Here is a 22,511-nt window from a genome sequence, read left to right as displayed (position 1 = left end):
GGTCGTACGACGGCGAAGGCCCGGTTCCCCTCGCGGGAGCCGGGCCTTCGCGCTGCGCGCCTGCATGGCCTGGACGACTCTGGGTGTCCCAGCAGGACCCAGAGTGAGGAGCATGCATGCGCCGTTCCGTTGTCCGGGCACTGATCCGGCCGCTGGCCCTGGCGGCCACGGTGACCGCGATACCCCTGATGAGCGCGGCTCCCGCCGGCGCCGACAGCGTAGTGGTCGGGGGGTTCCCGATCGACGTCTCCCAGGCTCCGTGGACGGTGGCGCTGGCCAGCCGTGACCGGTTCGGAGGTACCCGGGCGGGCCAGTTCTGCGGCGCTGTGGCCGTCGGGCGCACCACCGTCGTCACCGCGGCCCACTGTCTGTCCGACGAGGCCCTCGGATCACCGCCGAACCGGCTGCGCGACCTCAAGGTCATCGCGGGCCGTACCGACCTGCTGTCGCAGCAGGGCGCCGAGATCGCCGTACGGGAGATCCGGTTCAATCCCGCCTACGACGCCACGACCCATTCCGGGGACTTCGCGGTCCTGGGGCTCGCCGGACCGCTGCCGCAGAGCGCGGTCGTCGCCATGGCGGACACGGGCGATCCGGCCTACACGCCGGGCACGCAGGCCCTGGTGTCCGGATGGGGGGACACGACCGGCGCGGGGTCCTATCCGCACCGGCTCCATGCCGCACGCGTAGGCGTACTGCCCGACGAGACGTGTGCTCGTGCCTTTCCGGGCGGCCCAGACGGCTCCTACCGGGCCACGACCATGCTCTGCGCCGGTGAGCCCGCCGGAGGCCCCGACGCCTGCCAGGGGGACAGTGGAGGCCCTCTGGTGGCCCGGGGACGGCTGATCGGCCTCGTGTCATGGGGGAGCGGCTGCGGACGGCCGGGCCTTCCCGGCGTCTACACACGCGTCTCCGAGATCGTACGAGCGCTGCGGGCGGCCGACGGCGCCCCGCCTTCCGGGCGCTCCTGAGCGCGCGCCGACGGGCATGAGCACGGGCGGCCGCTCCAGGGGAGGAGCGGCCGCCCGTTCACCGGCCTGTGCCGGGGCTGGCTCGTCGTGGTGCGAGATTCAGCGCTCTTCGTCGGAAGCGGTGTTCCCAACGGACGTCAGCCGCTCCGTCTCGTCCTGTATCTCAGCGGCGATCTTCTTGAGTTCCGGCTCGAACTTGCGCCCGTGGTGGGCGCAGAAGAGCAGTTCTCCGCCGCTGAGCAAGACGACGCGCAGGTATGCCTGGGCGCCGCAGCGGTCGCAGCGATCGGCGGCCGTCAACGGGCTCGCGGGGGTCAGAACAGTAGTCACGTCGCCTCTTCTCTAGCTCGACGAGCTGTCGTACCAGGGTCAACATCCAACCAGCCCGAAAACGTTCCCGCTCGTGGCTTTTCCTCGAAAAAATCTTTCCGGGGCGGCTGTCTGCTGCCGGTTGGCGGCGAATGTGCCGTATTGCGTCTCTTGTATGCGTACGGGTTCGCGCTGTCTTGCTGTCTCGGTCCTCCCGGCCGGGTTGCCGGTTGTTCATGAGGACGTGCCCGGAGCCTAAATGGTTCATGCCTCGAAGGGAACGTGATGTGTGCTTCACTCCTACGAAGGATCGAACAGGCATACGAGCCTGGACTAGTGTGAGTTGCCGACGAGGGTGGCGTTACACCGGCTCTACCAGGGCTCGGTACCCTCTGTGCGGCGACCGAAGCCGCCCCCTTACCCAAAAGGGGGCCATCTGAAATTCAGCGAGGAGCGAACCGCGTGACCGCCGATACGTCCGTGCCGTCCACAGCGCTGCTGGCAGGAGCAGACCGGGACGGTTCCAACTACACCGCGCGGCACCTGCTCGTCCTCGAGGGTCTCGAGGCCGTGCGCAAGCGCCCCGGCATGTACATCGGCTCGACCGACAGCCGCGGTCTGATGCACTGCCTCTGGGAGATCATCGACAACTCGGTGGACGAGGCCCTCGGCGGCTACTGCGACCACATCGAGGTGATCCTCCACGACGACGGCTCCGTCGAGGTGCGCGACAACGGCCGCGGCATCCCCGTGGACGTGGAACCGAAGACCGGCCTGTCCGGCGTCGAGGTCGTCATGACCAAGCTGCACGCCGGCGGCAAGTTCGGGGGCGGCTCCTACGCGGCCTCCGGCGGTCTGCACGGCGTCGGTGCCTCCGTGGTCAACGCCCTCTCGGCCCGCCTCGACGTCGAAGTGGACCGTGGCGGCCAGACGCACGCCATCAGCTTCCGGCGTGGCGTGCCCGGAGCCTTCGCCGCCGAGGGCGCCGACGCGAAGTTCGAGGCCAAGAGCGGTCTGCGCAAGGCCAAGAAGATCCCCAAGACGCGCACCGGCACGCGTGTGCGGTACTGGGCCGACCGGCAGATCTTCCCCAAGGACGCCAAGCTGTCCCTGGAGAACCTGCACCAGCGTGCCCGGCAGACTGCCTTCCTGGTGCCCGGCCTGACCATCGTCGTCCGCGACGAGTTCGGCCTCGGCGAGGGCGGCAGCAAGGGCGAGGAGTCGTTCCGCTTCGACGGCGGTATCAGCGAGTTCTGCGAGTACCTGGCGAACGACAAGGCGATCTGCGACGTCCTCCGCTTCTCGGGCAGGGGCACCTTCAAGGAGACCGTCCCGGTTCTGGACGACCACGGTCAGATGACCCCCACCGAGGTCACCCGTGAGCTGGGCGTCGACGTCGCGCTGCGGTGGGGCACGGGCTACGACACGACCGTCAGGTCGTTCGTCAACATCATCGCCACCCCCAAGGGCGGCACCCACGTCGCCGGGTTCGAGCAGGCCCTCACCCAGACGATGAACGATGTGCTGCGTGCGAAGAAGCTGCTGCGCGTGGCCGAGGACAACATCGTCAAGGACGACGCCCTGGAGGGCCTCACCGCCGTCGTCACCGTCCGGCTGGCCGAGCCGCAGTTCGAGGGACAGACCAAGGAGGTCCTCGGCACCTCGGCGGCCCGCCGCATCGTGAACAGCGTGATCAGCAAGGAGCTGAAGGCGTTCCTCACGGCCACCAAGCGCGACGCGGCCGCCCAGGCCCGGGTGGTCATGGAGAAGGTGGTCGCAGCCGCCCGCACCCGGGTAGCGGCCCGCCAGCACAAGGACGCCCAGCGCCGCAAGACGGCCCTGGAGTCCTCCTCCCTGCCGGCCAAGCTCGCCGACTGCCGCAGCGACGACGTCGACCGCAGCGAGCTGTTCATCGTCGAGGGAGACTCCGCGCTCGGCACGGCCAAGCTGGCGCGGAACTCCGAGTTCCAGGCCCTGCTGCCGATCCGCGGCAAGATCCTCAACGTGCAGCGGTCGTCGGTCACCGACATGCTCAAGAACGCCGAGTGCGGCGCGATCATCCAGGTCATAGGAGCGGGCTCGGGCCGCACCTTCGACATCGACCAGGCCCGCTACGGCAAGATCATCATGATGACCGACGCCGATGTGGACGGTTCGCACATCCGCTGCCTGCTGCTCACGCTGTTCCAGCGCTACATGCGGCCCATGGTCGAGGCCGGCCGGGTCTTCGCCGCCGTGCCGCCGCTGCACCGCATCGAGCTGATCCAGCCGAAGAAGGGGCAGGAGAAGTACGTCTACACGTACTCCGACCGCGAGCTGCGCGACAAGCTCATGGAGTTCCAGAGCAAGGGCATCCGGTACAAGGACTCCATCCAGCGCTACAAGGGTCTGGGCGAGATGGACGCGGACCAGCTGGCCGAGACCACGATGGACCCGCGCCACCGCACCCTGCGCCGCATCAACCTCTCCGACCTGGAGGCCGCCGAGCAGGTCTTCGACCTGCTGATGGGCAACGACGTCGCACCCCGCAAGGAGTTCATCTCCAGCTCGGCGGCGACGCTGGACCGGTCACGTATCGACGCGTAGCCGCTGCGCCGGGCTCTGGCGGACGGGGCGGGGGCGGCCGACGGGGGTTGTCGCCCGGAGGTGAGGGCTTCTTCGGGGCGGGGCGTTCGGTGTGTCCGGGGCGATCCCGATCACCCGGGCTCACCCCCGCCCGCCCCTTACAGCCACCCCCGTCCGTCCCCAGGTCTCTCCACCCCTGGGTGGAGGCGGGCCGATTTCGGGTTCCACCCGTGATCCACCCCGGCTCCGATCCCCTGGCCTGCGGACTTCCGTAGCTTCGAAGGCGTCGGCAGCACTCGCTTCCGGCACCGTCCTCTCGCTCACGGAGGTCCAGATGCCCGGGGTCGTCAACGTACTGGTGATCGTTGCCGTGGTCGCCATAGTGATCGCGCGGCAGTTCCGCGCCCGGGCGATCGGCACGGACCGGCGCTGGTGGCTGCTACCCGTGATCCTGGCCGTCGTCGCACTGCGCGAGCCCGGCATCCTCGACGCCCACCACCGGGCCGAATCCGCCGTACTGCTCGTGGTGGAGCTGTTCATCGGCCTGGTCACCGGCGTCGGCTGGGGCTGGACCACCCGTATCTGGACCGCGCCGGACGGCGTCGTGTGGACCAGGAGCAGCAAGGCGAGCGGCGCCGTGTGGGTGGTGGGCATAGCCCTGCGAGCCGGGGTCTTCGCCCTCGGCTCCGCTCTCGGCGTGCACCAGGACAGCTCCGCGCTGATGCTCGGCCTCGCCGGAACCCTGCTGGTGCGCGGCGGAATCCTGGCCTGGCGGGCCCAGTCCCTCGGCGCCCCGAGCCGCCCCGCCCCGAGCCGTCCCGCTCCGGCGTACGGTGACGACGAGCGGTCGGCGTGGAAGGAGCGCGTGTGACGGAGAACGCCTGGACACGCTGGCCCTCACGAGAAGCGCTCGGCCGCTCGGGAACCACCCGCCCCCGGCGCATGCTGGCCTGGGCCGTCCGGCTGGTCGTGCTGGCCGTGCTCCTGTGGGGTGCCTTCAGCCAGAGGCACGTCGGTCTCTGGGAAGCACTCGCGGCAGCGGCGGCGGTCCTCCTCGCCGGCCTCGTCTCCTGGGCCTTCTTCCGGACCACCTACGCGCACCGGCTGGTGCCCTCCCTCGCGCTCATCGGCGTGCTCCTGGGCATCGCGGTCGCCGCGGAGGCCACGGGATTCACCGGGCCGGCCCTCGTGATCTGGTGCGGCTGCGGAGTCAGCGCGCTGGAGCGGCTGCCGCTGGGGGCCGCGGTCCCCGTCGCGTCCGTGGCGCTGGCCTCGTACTCCGCGTTCAACAACGACGTCTGGCTGACCACGGCCGCCACCGTGGCCGGCATGGCCCTCGCCGGGTACGTGCTGCGGCTGGACGCGGAAGCCCGCGGCAGTGCGCAGCGGCTCCTCGCCCAGGAGCGCGCCGCCCGCGCGGCCGAGGCCGAGTCCGCGGCACTGGCCGAGCGTGCCCGCATCGCACGGGAGATCCACGACGTGCTGGCGCACAGCCTTTCCGCCCAGCTCGTGCACCTGGAGGCGGCCCGGCTGCTGATCGAGAGCGGCGCGGATCGCGAGCGGATCCTGGAGCGGGTGGTGGCCGCCCGGGGCATGGCCCGCGACGGCCTCGCCGAGACCCGGCAGGCGCTGTCCGCGCTGCGGGGCGAGCTGACCCCACTGGAGGACTTCCTGGCCGAACTCGTCAGCACGGCCGAAGGTGCCAAGGTCACCGTCACAGGTGAACGCACATCCCTCCCGGCCGAGGCGTCCCAGGCCGTGCGACGGGTCGCCCAGGAAGCCCTGACGAACGTCCGCAAGCACGCGCAGGGCGCCAGGGTGACCGTGCGGCTCGACTACAGCGAGCACGAAGTGACGCTGGACGTGCGGGACTCGGGCGGCGAAGGGGGCGAACTGAACGGTTCCGGGGGCGGGTACGGTCTGCTGGGCATGCGTGAGCGCGCCGAACTGCTTGGCGGTTCGCTGGACGCGGGGCCGGGCGAGGAGGGGTTCGTGGTGACACTGAAGGTGCCCGTATGACGCGGACGGAAGGGGAGCGGAAACCCGCGCGGGTTGTGGTGGCCGACGATCAGACGGTGGTCCGCGAAGGCATCGTGATGCTGCTCGGGCTGCTGCCCGGCGTGGAGGTCGTCGGGGCGGCCGGAGACGGGGAGGAGGCGGTGCGGCTGGTCGGGGAACTGGCCCCGGACGTCGTGCTGATGGACCTCAGGATGCCCCGCTGCGACGGCGTGGAGGCCACCCGGCGGATCCGGGAGCAGTACCCGGGCACGCAGGTCGTGGTGCTCACCACCTACGCGGACGACGACTCGCTGTTCCCCGCGCTCAAGGCCGGTGCCCGGGGTTACCTGACCAAGGACGCGGGCGGGGACGAGATCGTCCGTGCCGTGCACAGTGTGCTCTCGGGGGACGCGGGGCTGTCGCCGAGTGTCCAGCGGCGGTTGCTGGAGAGGCTGTCGCAGGCCGAGCCCGTGCCGGTGCCCACGGCCGACGAGGCGCCCGACGGGCTGACCGCACGCGAGACCGAGGTCCTGGTGCTGATCGGCGAAGGGCTCACCAATCAGGAGATCGCCCGCCGGCTGCATGTGTCGACCGCGACCGTGAAGACTCACATCAACAACCTCTTCGCCAAGACGGGTCTGAAGGACCGGGCGCAGGCCGTGCGGTACGCCTACGGCAAGGGGCTGGTGCGGCCACCGACCGGGTGAATCACCTGATGGGGTGAAGAGCCGGAGGAAGAAGAGTCAGGGATCCACCCGTTCTGTCCATCCTTGGGCATGCAGTCAAGCAACGGTCGTCCTCGTGGAGTCGGGGACGGTCCCGAGAGATCGGCCGGGAACCAGGAAGACGACGGCACGTCCTCCCGTGACGTGGCGTACGAGGACCCTTGGTACGACACATCGGCCTCGGGCTGGGGGGAGCTGGACGGCGCGGGCATGCCGGCGCCGGCCGTGCCGCCCGCGCGTGCCGAGCCCGGCGCGGCGGCGGCGCGCGCCCGCGACGTGTACCTCGAGGTGCAGCGGAGCGAGGCGTTCCAGGAGGTGCGCGGCAGGTACCGGCGGTTCGTGGTGCCCGGGGTCACGGCCTTCCTGGCGTGGTACGTGGCCTATGTGGTCGCCGCGACGAGCGCGCCGGGACTCATGGCCCGGCCGGTGGTGGGGGCGGTGAACGTGGGGATGCTCGCGGGGCTCGGGCAGTTCGTCACCACGTTCCTGTTCACCTGGGCGTATGCCCGGCACGCGCGGCTGCGTCGGGACCGGGCCGCACTGGAGTTGCGCTGGGACACCCAGGAACTGGCCCGTGGAGCGCAGGGAGGGAAGCCGTGACCGGTGATCATCAGACTCTGGCGCTGCTGCTGTTCAGCGGGTTCGTGGCGGTCACTCTCGCGATCACGACGTGGGTGAGCCGCAGGCGGCACGGTTCGGCGGAGGAGTTCTACGCGGGCGGGCGGTTGTTCTCCCCGATGGAGAATGGTTTTGCCATCGCCGGGGACTACATGTCGGCGGCCTCCTTCCTGGGGATCAGCGGGCTCATCGCGCTGTACGGGTACGACGGGCTGCTGTACGGGGTGGGATTCCTCGTGGCGTGGCTGGTCGTCCTGTTCCTGGTGGCCGAACTGGTGCGCAACTGCGGGCGGTTCACGCTGGCCGACGTGGTGGCCGCCCGGATGAGTGAGCGGCCGGTGCGGATCGCCGCGGGAACGTCCTCGGTCACGGTGTCCGTGCTGTACCTGGTGGCGCAGATGGTCGGCGCGGGCAGTCTGGTGGCGTTGCTGCTGGGGCGCACGAGCGGTGCGGCCCAGGCATGGACGGTCATCGGTGTCGGCGCGCTCATGGTGATCTACGTGTCGCTGGGAGGGATGCGGGCCACCACCTGGATCCAGATCGTGAAGGCGGTCCTGCTGCTGAGCGGGACGGTCGTGCTGACCGTCCTGGTCCTGCTGCGCTTCCACGGCGACGTCGACCGGCTGCTGCTCACGGCGGCGGACCGCAGCGGCCAGGGCAGGGCGTTCCTGGCGCCCGGGCTGAAGTACGGCGGGGACTGGAACTCCCGGCTGGACTTCATCAGCCTGGGGCTCGCCCTGGTGCTGGGCACGGCCGGGCTGCCGCACATCCTGTCCCGCTTCTACACCGTGCCGACCGCGCGGGCCGCTCGCCGCTCGGTGGTGTGGTCCATCGGCCTGATCGGCGGCTTCTACCTGATGACGATCGTCCTCGGCTTCGGGGCGGCGGCGGTGGTCGGAACGCAGGCCGTACGCGGGTCCAACGCGGCCGGGAACACGGCGGTGCCCCTCCTCGCCCTCGACCTGGGCGGCGGAGCGGGCTCGACCGGGGGCACCGTGCTGTTCGCGGTGGTCGCCGCCGTGGCCTTCGCCACGATCCTCGCGGTGGTCGCGGGCATCACGCTCGCCTCCTCGGCCTCGGTGGCCCACGACCTGTACGCGTCGCTGCGCCGCCGGAGCGGCAAGCCCCGCAGCGAGGTGGCCGTGGCCCGGTGCGCGGCGGTGGGCATCGGTGTGGTGGCGATCGGACTCGGCCTGCTGGCCCGCGATCTCAATGTCGCCTTCCTCGTCGGCCTCGCCTTCGCGGTCGCCGCCTCGGCGAACCTGCCTGTCCTGCTCTACTCGCTGTTCTGGCGCGGTTTCACCACGCGGGGCGCGGTGTGGGCGGTGTACGGCGGGCTGCTCCCGGCGATCGGGCTGGTGCTGCTCTCCCCGGTGGTGTCCGGCAGCCCGGAATCCCTCTTCCCCGGCGTCGACTTCCAGTACTTCCCGCTGGAGAACCCGGGCATCGTCTCCATCCCGCTCGGCTTCCTCGCCGGCTGGCTGGGCACGGTGACCTCGGACGAGGTTCCGGACGAGGCCAAGTACGCCGAGACGGAGGTGCGTTCGCTGACCGGGGCCGGAGCCGTGTAGCCGGGCCGTGGGCGCGTTACGGCGCCACCCAGGCGTACCGGTGTTCCGGGCGGCCGGTGTCGCCGTACTTCAGGGAGAGGCGCAGACGGCCCGCCTGTTCGAGGTGGCGGAGATAGCGCTGGGCGGTGGAGCGGCTCAGGCCCGTGCGGGCGGCCACCTCGTGGGCCGAGAGCGGATGGTCGGCGCGGTGCAGGACACCGCAGATGAGGTCGGTCGTGGGTTCGGAGTGGCCGGTCGGTAGGCCGGGCGCGGAAAGGGCGGGGGCGGTGCGCAGGGCGCCGAAGATCCGGTCGACCTGTTCCTGACCCGTCAGGCCCCGCCCGCCCACCCGGTCGACCGTGCGGCGCAGGGCGGCGTAGGAGTCCAGGCGGGTGCGCAGCGCGGCGAACGTGAAGGGCTTGACCAGATAGTGCAGCGCGCCCAGGCGCATCGCCTGCTGGACGGTCGTCACATCGCTGGCCGCCGTGATCATGATGACGTCGGTGCCGTGACCCTGCTCGCGCATGCGGTGCACGAGTTCGAGGCCGGTCTGGTCCGGCAGGTAGTGGTCGAGCAGCACCAGGTCGATGGAGCCGCGTTCCACGGCGGCCAGGGCCTGGGCGGCACTGTGTGCGCGGGCGGCCACCCGGAAGCCGGGAACCTTCCCCACGTACTTGGCGTTGATCTCAGCGACACGGAAGTCGTCGTCGACCACCAGGACGTCAATCATCAGGCCTCTCCTCACAAGGCCGGCGAGCGTTCAGCCCGTGTTTCGGCTCCGCAGTTGTAGCGCGAGCAAAACGAGCACAACAGGTGCTTGCGAGCAAAAGAACGGCTTGTGCTCACAAGACTCCTGCTGTGGCCGGGGCCACACCTACCGTCCCGGCCCATGAGCGCACACACCAGCCCCGCGATCGAGCTGCGGGGCGCGAGCAAGACCTTCGGAACCCCGTCAGGGGGACTGCACACGGCGGTGCGCGGCCTGGACCTCACCGTGGAGCGCGGCGAGTTCGTGGCCGTCGTAGGACCGACCGGCTGCGGCAAGTCCACGACGCTGACCCTGGTCAGCGGCCTGGAGGAGCCCACCGAGGGCGAGGTGCTGGTGGCCGGGGAACCGGTCGACGGGGTCGGCGACAAGGTCGGCTTCGTCTTCCAGCAGGACGCCACCTTCCCCTGGCGGACCGTGCTGTCGAACGTCATGGCCGGCCCGCGTTTCCGGGGCGTGCCCAAGGCGGAGGCCAAGCAGAGGGCCCGCGACTGGCTGGCCCGGGTCGGGCTCGCCGCCTTCGAGGACCGTTATCCGCACCAGCTCTCCGGTGGTCAGCGCAAGCGGGTCGCCCTGGCGGCCACGTTCGTCAACGACCCCGAGATCCTGCTGATGGACGAGCCGTTCTCGGCGCTCGACGTGCAGACCCGCGCGCTGATGTCGGACGAGCTGCTGGAGCTGTGGGAGGGCACCGGCGCCTCCGTCGTCTTCGTCACCCACGACCTGGAGGAGTCCATCGCGCTGGCCGACAAGGTTGTCGTGATGACCGCCGGACCCGCGACCGTGAAGCAGGTCTTCGACATCGACCTGCCCCGCCCGCGCAAGGTCGAGTCGGTGCGGCTGGAGCCGCGGTTCATCGAGATCTACCGCGAGATCTGGGAGTCCCTCGGCGAAGAGGTCCGCATCACGCGCGAGAGGGGTGCCGCCCATGTCGCCTGAGGTTCTCAGCACCCCGGTGGTGGACACCGTCAGGACACCCGATCGCGCGCGGACCCGCGCCCAGGCCGCACGCCGGCGCAGGCTCCTCGTCAACGTCGTGCGCGTGGTGCTCCTGGTGGTCGTCCTCGGTCTGTGGGAGGTGCTGTCCCGTGCCGAGGTCATCGACCCGTTCAACTTCTCGATGCCCTCGAAGATCTGGGACCAGATCTGGACCTGGGTGACCCACGGAACAGCGCTCGGGTCCCTGGGCGAGCAGATCTGGTACACGCTGTACGAGGCGCTGCTCGGCTGGATCATCGGCGTGGTCGCCGGTGTGCTGCTCGGCATCGCGCTCGGGCGGATCAGATTGCTCGCCGAGGTTCTTGGTCCATACATCAAGGTGCTCAACTCGATCCCCAGGATCGTGCTGGCGCCCATCTTCCTGATCTGGTTCGGCCTCGGACCGTCCTCCAAGGTGGCCTCCGCCGTGGTGCTCGTCTTCTTCCCGGTGTTCTTCAACGCCTTCCAGGGCGCCCGCGAAGTGGACCGCAACCTGGTGGCCAACGCCCGCATCCTGGGCGCGAGCGACCGCAGGGTGACCCTCCAGGTGGTCATCCCGTCGGCCACCTCCTGGATCTTCACCAGCCTGCACGTCAGCTTCGGCTTCGCGCTCATCGGCGCCATCGTCGGCGAGTACATCGGTGCCACCAAGGGCATCGGCCTGCTCGTCTCGCAGTCGCAGAACACCTTCAACGCCGCCGGCGTGTACGCCGCGATGGTCATCCTCGCGGTCGTCGCCCTCGTCGCCGAGGGGCTGCTGACCTTCGCCGAGCGCCGCATCTTCCGCTGGAAGCCCACCGGTTCCGACAGCTGACCGGTTCCCCGCCACCCCCCGCTCCTTCCCGCACCGCCCCCTCACAAGGACGTGAACCCGCATGCGCAAGACCGCCAGACACGCCTCCCTGGCAGCCGCCGGACTGCTCGCCCTCTCCTCGCTCACCGCCTGCGCCAACAACGCGGCAAGCTCCACGGCCGACACCGGCAGCGGTGGGGGCGGCGGAAAGGGGACGAGCGTCAAGATCATGGTCGGTGGCCTGGACAAGGTCATCTACCTGCCCGCGATGCTCACCCAGCGCCTCGGCTACTTCCAGGCGGAGGGGCTGAACGTCCAGCTCCTCAGCGAGCCCGCCGGGGTGCAGGCCGAGACCGCGCTCGTCTCCGGCCAGGTGCAGGGAGCGGTCGGGTTCTACGACCACACCCTGGACCTCCAGGTGAAGGGCAAGTCGGTGGAGTCGGTCGTGCAGTTCTCGCACGCGCCCGGCGAGGTCGAGGTCGTCTCGAACAAGGCCGCCGGCGACCTCGCCTCGCCCAAGGACTTCAAGGGCCGCAAGCTGGGCGTGACCGGGCTCGGTTCCTCGACCGACTTCCTCACCAAGTACCTGGCGGTCAAGAACGGGGTGAAGGTCAGCGACTTCACGCCGGTCGCGGTGGGGGCCGGACCCACGTTCATCGCGGCGCTCCAGAAGGGCGCGATCGACGGCGGCATGACCACCGACCCGACCGTCGCGACGATCCTGGACAAGAAGGCCGGCAAGATCCTCATCGACATGCGCACCCCCGAGGGCTCGCAGGAGGCGCTGGGCGGGCCGTACCCCTCGTCAAGTCTGTACATGCAGACGGACTGGGTGAACGGACACAAGGAGACCGTCCAGAAGTTGGCCAACGCATTCGTCAAGACGCTCAAGTGGATGTCCACGCACAGCGCCGACGAGATCGCCGCCAAGATGCCCGCCGACTACTCCCAGGGCGACAAGGCACTGTACGCGCAGGCCATCAAGAGCACCCTCCCGATGTTCACCGACGACGGCGTGATGCCCCAGGACGGTCCCGAGACCGTCGAGAAGGTCCTCAAGGCGTTCAACCCCAACATCCAGAACGCGAAGGTCGACTTGAGCAAGACGTACACGACGGAGTTCGTCAACGCCGTCAAGTGACCGCTGCCGCGTCGATGTGAAGCGCGCTCAGGCGCGGGTCGCCCACACGTAACGGTGTTCCGGGCGGCCCGCGTCGCCGTACTTCAGGGTCAACCGCGCCCGGCCCGTGCGCTCCAGGAGCTTCAGATACCGCTGGGCGGTCTGCCGGCTCACTCCCGTCCGCTCGGCGATCTCCTGGGCGGACAGCGGGTGTTCGGCGTTCAGCAGCGCCCGGCGCACCAGCTCGGCCGTCGTGGGGGAGTGCCCCTTGGGCAGCCCGGGCTCCGACGAGGCGGACAGGGCGCCGAAGATGCGGTCCACCTCCGCCTGCTCGGCCTCGCCACCGCCGTCCAGGGTGCGCCGCAGCTCGGCGTACGCCTCCAGCTTCGCCCGCAGACCGGCGAAGGCGAACGGCTTCACCAGGTACTGCAGCGCGCCCTGCCGCATGGCGGCCTGCACGGTCGACACGTCCCGCGCGGCCGTCACCATGATCACGTCGGTCTGGTGGCCGCGCCGGCGCATCTCCTGGACCACCGAGAGACCCGTGTCGTCGGGCAGGTAGTGGTCCATCAGGACGAGATCCAGCCGGGGCAGCGCCTCGACCTGACGCAGCGCCTCCGCCGCGTTGTGCGCCTCGCCGGCGACATGGAAGCCGGGCACCTTCGCCACGTAGGCGGCGTTGACCCGGGCCACGCGGGTGTCGTCGTCCACGACCAGGACCTCGATCATCAGGCTTCCTCCTCGGTGACGGCGACGGCGGCGGTCCCGACGGACCTCCCGGGCAGCGCGGGTTCCAGTTCCGCTTCGGTCAGCGCCTCCGGCAGGACCACGGTGAACTCCGCGCCACCACCGGCCGCCGCGCCCACGGCCGCGCTCCCGCCCTGCCGTTCGGCGAGCCGGCGCACCAGGGAGAGCCCGATGCCCCGCTTGCCGTGCGCGGGCGGTTTCTTCGTGGACCAACCCTCCGTGAAGACCAGCTCCCGCTGGTCCTCGGGGATGCCGGGACCCGTGTCGCACACCCGGAGGACGACCGTACGGCCCTCCGCGCGCAACTCGACCTCCACGCGCGCGTGCGGTGTGCCCGCCACGGCGTCGAGGGCGTTGTCCACGAGGTTGCCCACGACCGTGACCAGCCCCCGGGGATCGATCAGCCGGTCCGGGAGCCGGGTGCGTTCCGACACCCACAGGGCGACCCCGCGCTCGGCCGCCACGGTCGCCTTGCCCACCAGCAGCGCGGCCAGCAGCGGGTCCTGGATCTTCTCCGTGACCTGCTCGGCGGTGGCCCGGTGGTCCCCGACCACCTCGCCGACGAACTCCACGGCGTCGTCGTACATCTCCAGCTCCAGCAGCCCCAGCAGGGTGTGCATGCGGTTGGCGTGTTCGTGGTCCTGGGCGCGCAGGGCGTCGATCAGCCCGCGCGTGGAGTCGAGTTCGCGTCCCAGCTGTTCCAGTTCGGTACGGTCGCGCAGGGTCGCCACCGCGCCGCCGTCGTCGGTGGGCATGCGGTTGGCGACCAGGACGCGTTGGCCGCGCACGGTGAGCAGATCGGTGCCGGTCACCCGGCCGGCCAGCACGTCCGTCGTGCGCCCCGCGCCGAGCGCCTCGTCCGGGGTGCGCCCGACGGCCTCGTCGCCGATGCCCAGCAGCCGCCGTGCCTCGTCGTTCAGCAGACGGACACGGCCACCGCGGTCGAGTGCGACCACGCCCTCCCGGATGCCGTGGAGCATCGCCTCGCGCTCCGCGAGCAGCGCCGAGATGTCGGAGAAGGCCAGGTCCCGGGTCTGCCGCTGCACCCGGCGCGAGATCAGCCAGGCGGCCAGCGCGCCCACGGCGAGCGCACCGCCGGCGTACGCGAACAGGCCCGGGATCGCGCTGATCAGCCGCGCCCGCACGCTGTCGTAGGCGATGCCGACGGAGACCGCGCCGACGATGCGGTGGCCGGCGTCGTACAGCGGCACCTTGCCGCGCGCCGAGCGTCCCAGGGTGCCCCTGTCGATCTCCATGACCTCCTGGCCGGCCAGGGCGTCGGTGGGGTCGGTGGAGACGCGCCGGCCGATCTCCGAGGCCGTGGGGTGCGACCAGCGCACCCAGTTACGGTCCAGCACCACGATGTACTCGGCGTGCGTCGCCCGCCGGATCCGCTCGGCCTCCTTCTGCACGGGGCCGTTCCTGGTCGGCGGGGTGGTCAGCACGCCGTCGGCGATCTGCGGGTCCTGGGCCGTGGTCTCGGCGATGGCCAGCGCGCGGCGCATCGCCTCCTGGTCCAGCTGCTTGCTCAGCGGGGCGAGGAAGAGCCCGGTCGCGAGCACCGCGACCCCCGCGGCGATCGCCACCTGCATCAGCAGGACCTGGGAGAACATCCGCCGTGGCAGACCGAGGCGCAGCCGTCGGGCGGGGGGAGTGGGGCTCATACCCACGACGGTACGTGCGGCGGCCGGACGCACCCCAGCGGGTGTGGTGTGGATCTCTTGATCCATGCGTTGATCAAGGCCTGACGGCGCCCGTGCCCGGTCAGCTCGCCAGCGCCGTCGGCCGCACCTCGCGCACCTCGACCACGTCCATCCGCGCGGGCGTACCGAGCACCGCCGCGCCGCAGCTCTCCGGGCGGGGCGGCAGCGACGTCCCGCGCGCCACGGTGACCCGCCACCGGCGGCCGTCGGCGTGCCGGACGGTGACGTGCCAGCCGGAATCGGTGCCCTCGGTCCGTACGACGCTGAGCACACCCGCCCGGTACTCGCCCGCGGCGGACCGCACGGCCAGCTCCGCCGCCTGGCCCGGTCGTTCCCACGCCGAGCACCCCCGGCACCCCTCCACGACCACACGACCCTCCTGGACGCCGTGCAGTGCTTCCTTGACGATGTGCGCCTCGGCGCGGCCGTAGGCGTAGCCGTACGGCAGGACCAGCACCGTGGGCGCGAAGCGATGTCCACCCAGATGGGTGACCTCCCAGACCCCGCGCACCCCGGAGGCGACCAGCTCCGTGGCGAGCGGACGGCCCAGAAGGGCACAGCAGCGGTCACGCTTGCCGTTGGTGCACACGAGCGCCAGTGGATCACCCCGGTGCGGCCGTCCGCCGAGCACCGTGCCGAAGGAACGGTGGTCACCCGCTCCGAGGCCGGCGAAGTCGAGGTCGAGCAGCCGCCGTGGATCGCGCGTGGCCGCGCCTTGCAGCCACACGCGCCCGGGAACGGTGTGCGCGGCGTACACCTGCCGGATCGGGGGCGTACCGGGGTCGGCGTGGCGCCCGGGGCGCCGGATGAGAGCGATCCGCACGCCGGTTCCGCCGGCGGCGGCCTCCAGCGCCCTGCCCAGCGCGGGGTCCAGGTGACTCGACGTGAGCGCCTTGGCACCCCAGGGGCCAGGCTGTTCCAGCAGCAGCCACGTCGTCGCCGTCGCCGCCGTACCGGACACCGGCTCCTCGAGGCTCCGGGAGGCGGTCGCACACCTACTCACAGAGGTGAGCCTAACCTGACTTTCCCCGGGGCGACTTCCGGCCCGCCCGTGTCCTACTCCGGCAGGGGCTGCGGCGGGCGCGGACCGACGTAGTGGCCACTGGGCCGCATGCGCAGCGGACGCTCGCCGTACTCCTCCAGGGCGTGGGCGATCCAGCCCGCGGTCCGCGCGACGGCGAAGATCGTCTCACCGGCGGTGGCCGGCATGCCGCTGGACGCGGTGAACACCGCCAGGGCCAGGTCCACATTGGCGTGCAGCGGGGTGTGCCGGGCGGTCGTCGCGACGATGTCACGGGCCGCGAGCAGGGCGGACTCCGCGCGCGGGACCTGCTCCAGGAGGCCGAACAGGACCCGCGCGCGGGGGTCCTCACCGGCGTACAGCCGGTGGCCGAGACCGGGCACGCGGCGGCCCGCGCGCAGCTCGTCGGCGATCACCGGGACCGCGGTCCCCTGGTCGAGCACGTCCAGGAGCATCCGGTGGGCCAGGCCGCTGGCGGCACCGTGCAGCGGCCCCTCCAGCACGCCGAGCCCGGCCGAGACGGCCGCGTACGCGTGCGCCCGGGCCGAGGCGGCGACCCGCACCGCCAGCGTGGACGCGGCCAGGTCGTGGTCGGCGAGCAGCGCGAGCGCGGTGTCCAGGACGCGCAGGGAGTCCTCGTCGGCCGGGTGGCCGGTCAGCCGCCCCCACAGCCGCTGCGCCAGTGCGCCGCCGTCCTTGTGGTCGGCCCGGACCGGCGGGAGCGCGGCGACGAGGGTCGGGATCAGGACCCGTGCCGTGTTGAGCACGGCGTCCTCGGACAGGTCGAAGCGCAGCGGGTCCTCGGCCGCCGCGGCGATCGCGGCGACCCGCAGCCGGTCGACCGGGGAGGCGTGTTCGGACAGGGCGTCCACCGCGCGGCGGGCGACCTCGACGGTGGTCCCGGGCGCGGAGAACGCCGCCCCGGGGCTCAGCCGGCCGGTCCACAGCCACTCCGCGACCTCCTCGTAGGAGTGGCGGGTGGCCAGGTCGACGGCGTCCACGCCCCGGTAGAAGTACCGCTCCTGCTCGATGAGGGTGATCCGGGTGCGGACGGACAGGTCACCGCCGGACCCCGGAGTCCCGGCCGCCTCCCGCCGGTTGCGGCGGGCGAGGGCCTCCACCTCCCCGGCCTCGAACGTGCTGGACCGGCCGCCGGGTTCGCGTCTGCTGCTGAGCAGGCCGCGGCTCACGTACGCGTAGACCGTCTCGGGCTTCACGCCGAGCAGCTCGGCGGTCTCCTTGGTGCTCAGCCGGCGCCCGGGACGGTGGGGAGCGGTGTCGTGATCGCGCATGAGGTCACCGTAGTGGCAGCACACATGTTGATGGATACATTGATTAGGTCAATATTGACAGTGGAGCTGTCAAGCATGGACAGTCGGATCACGTAACGGGGGACCCAAGGAGGAGATCCATGGCCGTCAACGTGTCCGCCGCCCCGCACAGCGCCACCTCGCCCGGCGAGACGGCGCTCATCGACGCCCCGCGCGGTCTCGCCGGTGTCGTCGTCGCCGAGACCGAGATCGGCGACGTCCGGGGCCGGGAGGGCTTCTACCACTACCGGCAGTACTCGGCCGTCGGCCTCGCGCATACCCGGAGCTTCGAGGACGTCTGGCATCTGCTGGTCCACGGCACCCTGCCGGACGCCCGGCGCGGTGCCGCCTTCACCGCGGAGACCGCCGCCCTGCGGCGCCTGCCGGAGGACGTCCGCGCGGCCCTCCCCGCCATCGCCGCGGCCGGGCGGCGCTCGGGGCCGCTGGCCGGACTGCGTACGGCACTGTCCCTGCTGGGCGCGGCACAGGGCTTCCGGCCGGTGTACGACATCGACGCCGACCGGCGCCGCGCCGACACCGTGGCCGCCTGCGCGGCCGTACCCACCCTGCTCACAGCGCTCTACCGGCTCGGCGGCGGTCTCGACCCGGTCGAACCGCGCGAGGACCTCTCGTACGCGGCCAACTACCTGTACATGATGACGGGTTCGGTACCGGATCCGCGCCGGGCGCGGGCGATCGAGCAATACCTGATCTCAACCATTGATCACGGATTCAATGCGTCAACCTTCACCGCACGCGTCATCGCCTCCACGGGCGCCGACGTGGCGGCCTGTCTGACCGGTGCCGTCGGCGCCCTGTCCGGGCCGCTGCACGGAGGCGCGCCCAGCCGGGCCCTGGACACCCTGGACGCGATCGGCACGCCCGACCGGATCGACGCCTGGATCCGCGAGAGGGTGCTCGCCGGTGACCGGATCATGGGCTTCGGGCACGCCGTCTACCGCACGGAGGACCCGCGGTCCCGGATGCTGCGCGAGATCGCCCTCGGCTTCGGCGGCCCCCGGGCGCAGTTCGCGGTGGAGGTCGAGCGGCGCGTGGAAGCGATCCTCGCCGAGCTGAAGCCCGGCCGCGAACTCCACACGAACGTCGAGTTCTACGCCGGTGTGGTCATGGAACTGTGCGGTCTGCCCCGGGAGATGTTCACCCCCACCTTCGCGGCGGCACGGGTCGTGGGCTGGAGCGCCAACATCCTGGAACAGGCCGCCGACTCGAAGATCATCCGTCCGGTGGCGCGGTACGTGGGCCCGCAGCCGAAGGCCACGGTGCCCACTGCCGGGTGAGCGCGGGCGGGGCGCCGCGTTCCGGTGCCGCCCGCCCCATCCGCGCCGCCGTCGTATCCCCGCGCCGGCCCGGTGTGGCGCCAGGCCACCCGCCGTGGCCCCTCCCCGCCCGTCGGCCCCGCGCCGAAGACCCCCCGGCCCCCGCACCGAAGCCCCCCGGCGCCCGCGCCGAAGCCCCCGGTCCCGCGCCGGAGCCCGAGGCCCTCGGGCTCCCGGCCCGCTCGTATCCTTGACGCGCAGTCCACGCCCGTCCGCGCATCGGGCCGCGAACCGGTGCGCTCTGGTACGTCAGAGAGGTCGCCCGTTGGGGAACAGCCTGGCTCGCGGCGGCAGTCCGCGGCAGATCCCGGTCGTCGTGCTCGCCGGTTTCCTGGGATCCGGGAAGACCACGCTCCTCAATCACCTGCTGCACCGCAGCGGAGGCAGCCGGATCGGGGCCGTCGTCAACGACTTCGGGGCGATCGAGATCGACGCGATGGCCGTCGCCGGCGCCCTGGGCGACTCGACCGTCTCGCTCGGCAACGGCTGCCTGTGCTGCGCCGTCGACGCGAGCGAACTCGACCTCTACCTGGACCGGCTCGCCGCGCCCGGCACCGGGATCGACGTGATCGTCATCGAGGCCAGCGGGCTGGCAGAGCCCCGGGAACTCGTGCGCATGGTGCTCGCCAGCGAGCACCCGGGCATCGTGTACGGCGGTCTCGTCGAGGTCGTCGACGCCGCCGAGTTCGACGACACGCGGGCGAAGCATCCCGAGATCGACCGGCACCTGGCGCTCGCCGACCTGGTCGTCGTCAACAAGCTCGACCGCGCGGACGACGCCGAGCGGACGCTGGGGGCCGTCCGCGCGCTCACCGGCCGCGCCGCCGTCGTCCCCGCCACCTACGGCCGGATCGACCCCGAGCTCCTCTTCGACTGCCGGCCGAGCGAGGAGCGCCTCGGACAGCTGTCCTTCGACGACCTGCACGACCGTGCCGCCGATGGCGACGACCACGACGCCGGCGAGCACGCCGGGCATCTGCACACCGGCTACGACAGCCTGTCCTTCACCTCCGACGTGCCTCTGGAGCCCCGTCGGCTCATGCGGTTCCTGGACAGCCGGCCCGCGGGGCTGTACCGGATCAAGGGCTACGTCGACTTCGGGCCCTACGACCCGCTCAACCGCTACGCCGTGCACGCCGTCGGCCGGTTCCTGCGCTTCTACCCGGAGCCCTGGGCGCCCCGCGAGGACCGTCTCACCCAGCTGGTGCTGATCGGCGCCGGCATCGACGCGGACACCCTCGGCAAGGAACTCCAGGCGTGCAGGGACGACGCCCCGCACGCCGACGAGCACGGCATGTGGGGCGTCCTGCGCTACGTGCGGGACCCCGGCGAAGCGGACGCCGACGTGGAGGACCCGCCCGCCTAGAGCCGGCGGGGGCCCGGCAGGGCGAGCCCCCCGGGGGGCCCGCCCTGAGCCCGGCTACAGCACCGGGCCCGCCACCACCGCCACCGTCTTCGCCAGCGACGTGCCCGAGCCGTCGCGGCGCGGGTCCGGCTCCGGCAGGTCCGCAGGGGTGCCGTTCTTCTGCGCCGCGAGCGCGGGCACCGGGCCCGCCCAGGCCAGCGACAGGCAGTCCTCGCCCTTCAGGAACCGCTGGCAGCGCACGCCGCCTGTCGCCCGGCCCTTGCGCGGGTACTGGTCGAACGGGGTGAGCTTGGCCGTCGTCTGCACCGAGTCGTCCAGCGTGCCGCGCGAGCCCGCGACCGTGAACACCACCGCGTCCACGGCCGGGTCGACCGCGGTGAACGAGATCACCTTCGCGCCCTCGGCGAGCTTGATGCCCGCCATGCCGCCCGCCGGCCGGCCCTGCGGGCGGACGATCGAGGCCTGGAAGCGCAGCAGCTGGGCGTCGTCCGTGATGAACACCAGGTCCTCCTCGCCGGTGCGCAGCTCCACCGCGCCGACGATCCGGTCGCCCTCCTTCAGCGTGATGACCTCCAACTCGTCCTTGTTCGACGGGTAGTCGGGCACCACGCGCTTGACGACGCCCTGCTCGGTGCCGAGCGCGAGACCCGGCGACGACTCGTCCAGCGTGGTCAGGCAGACCACCGTCTCGTCGTCCTCCAGGGAGACGAATTCCGCCAGCGGGGCACCTCCGGAGAGGTTCGGCGCGGTCGCCGGCTCGGGCAGCTGCGGCAGGTCGACCACGTTGATCCGCAGCAGCCGGCCCGCCGAGGTCACCGCGCCGATCACCCCGCGCGCGGTCGTCGGCACCGCCGAGACGATCACGTCGTGCTTGACGCGCTTGGCACCCGCCGCCTCGGGGAACGGCTCGTCGGTCGCCGTACGGGCCAGCAGCCCCGTCGAGGACAGCATCACCCGGCATGGGTCGTCGGCCACCTGGAGCGGGACGGTGGCCGCCGGGGCACCCGCGGACTCCAGCAGGACCGTGCGCCGGTCGGTGCCGAACTTCTTCGCGACGGCGGCCAGTTCGGCCGAGACCAGCTTGCGCAGCTCCGCGTCCGACTCCAGGATCCGGGTCAGCTCCTCGATCTCCGCGGTGAGCTTCTCCTTCTCCGCCTCCAGCTCGATCCGGTCGTACTTGGTGAGCCGGCGCAGCGGCGTGTCGAGGATGTACTGCGTCTGCACCTCGCTCAGCGAGAAGCGCTCGATCAGGCGCTCCTTGGCCTGCGCGGAGTTCTCGCTGGACCGGATGATCCGGATGACCTCGTCGATGTCGACCAGCGCGGTCAGCAGACCCTCGACCAGGTGCAGCCGGTCGCGCTTCTTGCCGCGGCGGAACTCGCTGCGGCGCCGGACCACGTCGAAGCGGTGGTCCAGATAGACCTCCAGCAGCTCCTTCAGGCCCAGGGTGAGCGGCTGGCCGTCGACCAGGGCGACGTTGTTGATGCCGAAGGACTCCTCCATCGGGGTCAGCTTGTACAGCTGCTCCAGGATCGCCTCGGGCACGAAGCCGTTCTTGATCTCGATGACCAGGCGCAGGCCGTGCTCGCGGTCGGTGAGGTCCTTGACGTCGGCGATGCCCTGGACCTTCTTCGCGTTGACCAGGTCCTTGATCTTCGCGATGACCTTCTCGGGTCCGACCGTGAACGGCAGCTCGGTGACCACCAGGCCCTTGCGGCGGGCGGTGACCGTCTCGACCGAAACCGTCGCGCGCATCTTGAAGGTGCCACGGCCGGTCGCGTACGCGTCCCGGACACCGTCCAGGCCGACGATCCGGCCGCCGGTGGGCAGGTCCGGGCCCGGGACGTGCTTCATGAGCGCGTCCAGGTCCGCGTTCGGGTTCCGGATCAGGTGGCGGGCGGCGGCGATGACCTCGCGCAGATTGTGCGGCGGCATGTTCGTCGCCATGCCGACCGCGATACCCGAGGAGCCGTTGACCAGCAGGTTCGGGAAGGCGGCGGGCAGCGCCACCGGCTCCTGCTCCTGGCCGTCGTAGTTCGGCGCGAAGTCGACCGTGTCCTCGTCGATCGACTCGGTCATCAGGCTCGTCGCCTCGGCCATCCGGCACTCGGTGTACCGCATGGCGGCCGGCGGGTCGTCGTTGCCCAGCGAGCCGAAGTTGCCGTGGCCGTCGACCAGCGGCACGCGCATGGAGAAGGGCTGCGCCATGCGCACCAGGGCGTCGTAGATCGACGCGTCGCCGTGCGGGTGCAGCTTGCCCATGACCTCGCCGACGACACGGGCGCACTTCACGTAGCCGCGCTCGGGGCGCAGGCCCATCTCGTTCATCTGGTACACGATCCGGCGGTGCACCGGCTTCAGGCCGTCACGGGCGTCCGGCAGGGCGCGCGAGTAGATGACCGAGTACGCGTACTCCAGGTAGGAGCCACGCATCTCGTCCACGACGTCGATGTCGAGGATCCTCTCCTCGAACGAATCGTCGGGCGGCGGGGTCTTCGTGCTGCGGCGGGCCATCGCTGCCGGCTCCTTGCTGAAAGGATGGACGGAACTGACGCCGACCATTGTGGACCGAGGCAGTGACAACCCGTGCCGCGACCCGGTTCAGCAGGCACCGCCGGGAGCCGGGACCGGGTC

At 71.4% G+C, this 22,511-nt stretch carries 19 protein-coding genes; 12 read left to right on the top strand and 7 right to left on the bottom strand.

Annotated elements, in window-relative coordinates:
• Positions 1 to 116: 116 nt before the first annotated feature.
• Complete coding sequence (locus AB0946_RS29355) at positions 117 to 971, top strand: serine protease (RefSeq protein ID WP_366763678.1); 855 nt, start codon at positions 117 to 119, stop codon at positions 969 to 971.
• Between the two features lie 99 nt (positions 972 to 1,070).
• Here AB0946_RS29355 and AB0946_RS29350 read toward each other — a convergent pair whose 3' ends face one another.
• Positions 1,071 to 1,301, bottom strand: a complete 231-nt coding sequence (locus tag AB0946_RS29350; protein WP_366763677.1) for a hypothetical protein — start codon at positions 1,299 to 1,301, stop codon at positions 1,071 to 1,073.
• A 441-nt stretch (positions 1,302 to 1,742) separates the two neighbouring features.
• Between AB0946_RS29350 and AB0946_RS29345 the strand changes: the two genes are divergently transcribed.
• From AB0946_RS29345 to AB0946_RS29320, 6 genes are all read left to right on the top strand, one after another.
• Complete coding sequence (locus AB0946_RS29345) at positions 1,743 to 3,866, top strand: DNA topoisomerase IV subunit B (RefSeq protein WP_366763676.1); 2,124 nt, start codon at positions 1,743 to 1,745, stop codon at positions 3,864 to 3,866.
• 313 nt (positions 3,867 to 4,179) lie between these two features.
• Positions 4,180 to 4,716 carry a DUF1453 domain-containing protein gene (locus tag AB0946_RS29340; RefSeq protein ID WP_366763675.1) on the top strand — a complete coding sequence of 179 codons (537 nt, stop codon included), beginning with the start codon at positions 4,180 to 4,182 and terminating at the stop codon, positions 4,714 to 4,716.
• The gene (locus AB0946_RS29335) at positions 4,713 to 5,864 is read left to right on the top strand and encodes a histidine kinase (RefSeq protein ID WP_366763674.1); all 1,152 of its coding nucleotides are present in this window, start codon (positions 4,713 to 4,715) and stop codon (positions 5,862 to 5,864) included. Before AB0946_RS29340 ends, AB0946_RS29335 begins: the two co-directional genes overlap by 4 nt.
• Positions 5,861 to 6,550: a response regulator transcription factor gene (locus AB0946_RS29330; RefSeq protein ID WP_366763673.1), complete on the top strand. Its 690-nt coding sequence runs from the start codon at positions 5,861 to 5,863 to the stop codon at positions 6,548 to 6,550. Before AB0946_RS29335 ends, AB0946_RS29330 begins: the two co-directional genes overlap by 4 nt.
• Positions 6,551 to 6,619: 69 nt before the next feature.
• On the top strand, positions 6,620 to 7,168 hold the full coding sequence (locus tag AB0946_RS29325) for a DUF485 domain-containing protein (protein ID WP_366763672.1): 549 nt from the start codon (positions 6,620 to 6,622) through the stop codon (positions 7,166 to 7,168).
• A complete protein-coding gene (locus tag AB0946_RS29320; RefSeq protein ID WP_366763671.1) occupies positions 7,165 to 8,757 on the top strand; it encodes a cation acetate symporter in 1,593 nt (530 codons plus the stop codon). The genes AB0946_RS29325 and AB0946_RS29320 overlap by 4 nt, the downstream gene beginning before the upstream one ends.
• 16 nt (positions 8,758 to 8,773) lie before the next feature.
• Here the strand turns inward: AB0946_RS29320 and AB0946_RS29315 are convergent, their stop codons facing one another.
• Positions 8,774 to 9,466, bottom strand: a complete 693-nt coding sequence (locus AB0946_RS29315) for a response regulator (protein ID WP_366763670.1) — start codon at positions 9,464 to 9,466, stop codon at positions 8,774 to 8,776.
• A gap of 159 nt (positions 9,467 to 9,625) precedes the next feature.
• On the opposite strand from AB0946_RS29315, the gene AB0946_RS29310 reads away from it, so the two are divergent.
• The 3 genes from AB0946_RS29310 (at position 9,626) to AB0946_RS29300 (ending at position 12,414) form a co-directional block, all read left to right on the top strand.
• On the top strand, positions 9,626 to 10,441 hold the full coding sequence (locus AB0946_RS29310; RefSeq protein WP_366763669.1) for an ABC transporter ATP-binding protein: 816 nt from the start codon (positions 9,626 to 9,628) through the stop codon (positions 10,439 to 10,441).
• A complete protein-coding gene (locus AB0946_RS29305) occupies positions 10,431 to 11,294 on the top strand; it encodes an ABC transporter permease (RefSeq protein WP_366763668.1) in 864 nt (287 codons plus the stop codon). The genes AB0946_RS29310 and AB0946_RS29305 overlap by 11 nt, the downstream gene beginning before the upstream one ends.
• 61 nt (positions 11,295 to 11,355) lie before the next feature.
• Positions 11,356 to 12,414 (top strand): ABC transporter substrate-binding protein, encoded by a 1,059-nt coding sequence (locus tag AB0946_RS29300; RefSeq protein ID WP_366763667.1) that lies wholly within the window; start codon positions 11,356 to 11,358, stop codon positions 12,412 to 12,414.
• A gap of 27 nt (positions 12,415 to 12,441) precedes the next feature.
• Here AB0946_RS29300 and AB0946_RS29295 read toward each other — a convergent pair whose 3' ends face one another.
• The 4 genes from AB0946_RS29295 to AB0946_RS29280 all read right to left on the bottom strand — a co-directional run bounded on the left by AB0946_RS29295 (position 12,442) and on the right by AB0946_RS29280 (position 17,156).
• Complete coding sequence (locus AB0946_RS29295; protein WP_366763666.1) at positions 12,442 to 13,122, bottom strand: response regulator; 681 nt, start codon at positions 13,120 to 13,122, stop codon at positions 12,442 to 12,444.
• Complete coding sequence (locus tag AB0946_RS29290; RefSeq protein ID WP_366763665.1) at positions 13,122 to 14,804, bottom strand: sensor histidine kinase; 1,683 nt, start codon at positions 14,802 to 14,804, stop codon at positions 13,122 to 13,124. Before AB0946_RS29290 ends, AB0946_RS29295 begins: the two co-directional genes overlap by 1 nt.
• A 100-nt stretch (positions 14,805 to 14,904) precedes the next feature.
• Entirely contained in the window at positions 14,905 to 15,846 is a 942-nt protein-coding gene (locus AB0946_RS29285; RefSeq protein WP_366763664.1) for a sucrase ferredoxin, read from the bottom strand.
• 53 nt (positions 15,847 to 15,899) lie between these two features.
• Positions 15,900 to 17,156, bottom strand: coding sequence for a citrate synthase (locus AB0946_RS29280; RefSeq protein WP_366763663.1), 1,257 nt, complete (start codon positions 17,154 to 17,156; stop codon positions 15,900 to 15,902).
• 119 nt (positions 17,157 to 17,275) lie between these two features.
• Here AB0946_RS29280 and AB0946_RS29275 point away from each other — a divergent pair, with 119 nt between their 5' ends.
• Both AB0946_RS29275 and AB0946_RS29270 read left to right on the top strand, forming a co-directional pair.
• Positions 17,276 to 18,472 carry a citrate synthase/methylcitrate synthase gene (locus AB0946_RS29275; RefSeq protein ID WP_366763662.1) on the top strand — a complete coding sequence of 399 codons (1,197 nt, stop codon included), beginning with the start codon at positions 17,276 to 17,278 and terminating at the stop codon, positions 18,470 to 18,472.
• Positions 18,473 to 18,776: 304 nt separating this feature from the next.
• Complete coding sequence (locus AB0946_RS29270) at positions 18,777 to 19,877, top strand: GTP-binding protein (protein ID WP_366763661.1); 1,101 nt, start codon at positions 18,777 to 18,779, stop codon at positions 19,875 to 19,877.
• 54 nt (positions 19,878 to 19,931) lie between these two features.
• On the opposite strand, the gene AB0946_RS29265 is transcribed toward AB0946_RS29270, so the two are convergent.
• Positions 19,932 to 22,391: a DNA topoisomerase IV subunit A gene (locus AB0946_RS29265; protein WP_366763660.1), complete on the bottom strand. Its 2,460-nt coding sequence runs from the start codon at positions 22,389 to 22,391 to the stop codon at positions 19,932 to 19,934.
• Between the last annotated feature and the right edge of the window lie 120 nt (positions 22,392 to 22,511).

This window comes from Streptomyces sp. NPDC046870 (genome assembly GCF_040704595.1).
Taxonomy (GTDB): Bacteria; Actinomycetota; Actinomycetes; order Streptomycetales; family Streptomycetaceae; genus Streptomyces; species Streptomyces argyrophylli.
Note: the sequence above shows the minus strand (reverse complement) of the source record. Positions and strands in the feature narration are given on the sequence as shown.

What these genes read in the sequence shown, in the direction of transcription:
- AB0946_RS29355 (WP_366763678.1), top strand. Translation starts at nt 117, where the DNA reads ATGCGCCGTTCCGTTGTCCGGGCACTGATCCGGCCGCTGGCCCTGGCG.
- AB0946_RS29340 (WP_366763675.1), top strand. Translation starts at nt 4,180, where the DNA reads ATGCCCGGGGTCGTCAACGTACTGGTGATCGTTGCCGTGGTCGCCATA.
- AB0946_RS29330 (WP_366763673.1), top strand. Translation starts at nt 5,861, where the DNA reads ATGACGCGGACGGAAGGGGAGCGGAAACCCGCGCGGGTTGTGGTGGCC.
- AB0946_RS29325 (WP_366763672.1), top strand. Translation starts at nt 6,620, where the DNA reads ATGCAGTCAAGCAACGGTCGTCCTCGTGGAGTCGGGGACGGTCCCGAG.
- AB0946_RS29315 (WP_366763670.1), bottom strand. Translation starts at nt 9,466, where the DNA reads ATGATTGACGTCCTGGTGGTCGACGACGACTTCCGTGTCGCTGAGATC.
- AB0946_RS29310 (WP_366763669.1), top strand. Translation starts at nt 9,626, where the DNA reads ATGAGCGCACACACCAGCCCCGCGATCGAGCTGCGGGGCGCGAGCAAG.
- AB0946_RS29305 (WP_366763668.1), top strand. Translation starts at nt 10,431, where the DNA reads ATGTCGCCTGAGGTTCTCAGCACCCCGGTGGTGGACACCGTCAGGACA.
- AB0946_RS29300 (WP_366763667.1), top strand. Translation starts at nt 11,356, where the DNA reads ATGCGCAAGACCGCCAGACACGCCTCCCTGGCAGCCGCCGGACTGCTC.
- AB0946_RS29295 (WP_366763666.1), bottom strand. Translation starts at nt 13,122, where the DNA reads ATGATCGAGGTCCTGGTCGTGGACGACGACACCCGCGTGGCCCGGGTC.
- AB0946_RS29290 (WP_366763665.1), bottom strand. Translation starts at nt 14,804, where the DNA reads ATGAGCCCCACTCCCCCCGCCCGACGGCTGCGCCTCGGTCTGCCACGG.
- AB0946_RS29280 (WP_366763663.1), bottom strand. Translation starts at nt 17,156, where the DNA reads ATGCGCGATCACGACACCGCTCCCCACCGTCCCGGGCGCCGGCTGAGC.
- AB0946_RS29275 (WP_366763662.1), top strand. Translation starts at nt 17,276, where the DNA reads ATGGCCGTCAACGTGTCCGCCGCCCCGCACAGCGCCACCTCGCCCGGC.
- AB0946_RS29265 (WP_366763660.1), bottom strand. Translation starts at nt 22,391, where the DNA reads ATGGCCCGCCGCAGCACGAAGACCCCGCCGCCCGACGATTCGTTCGAG.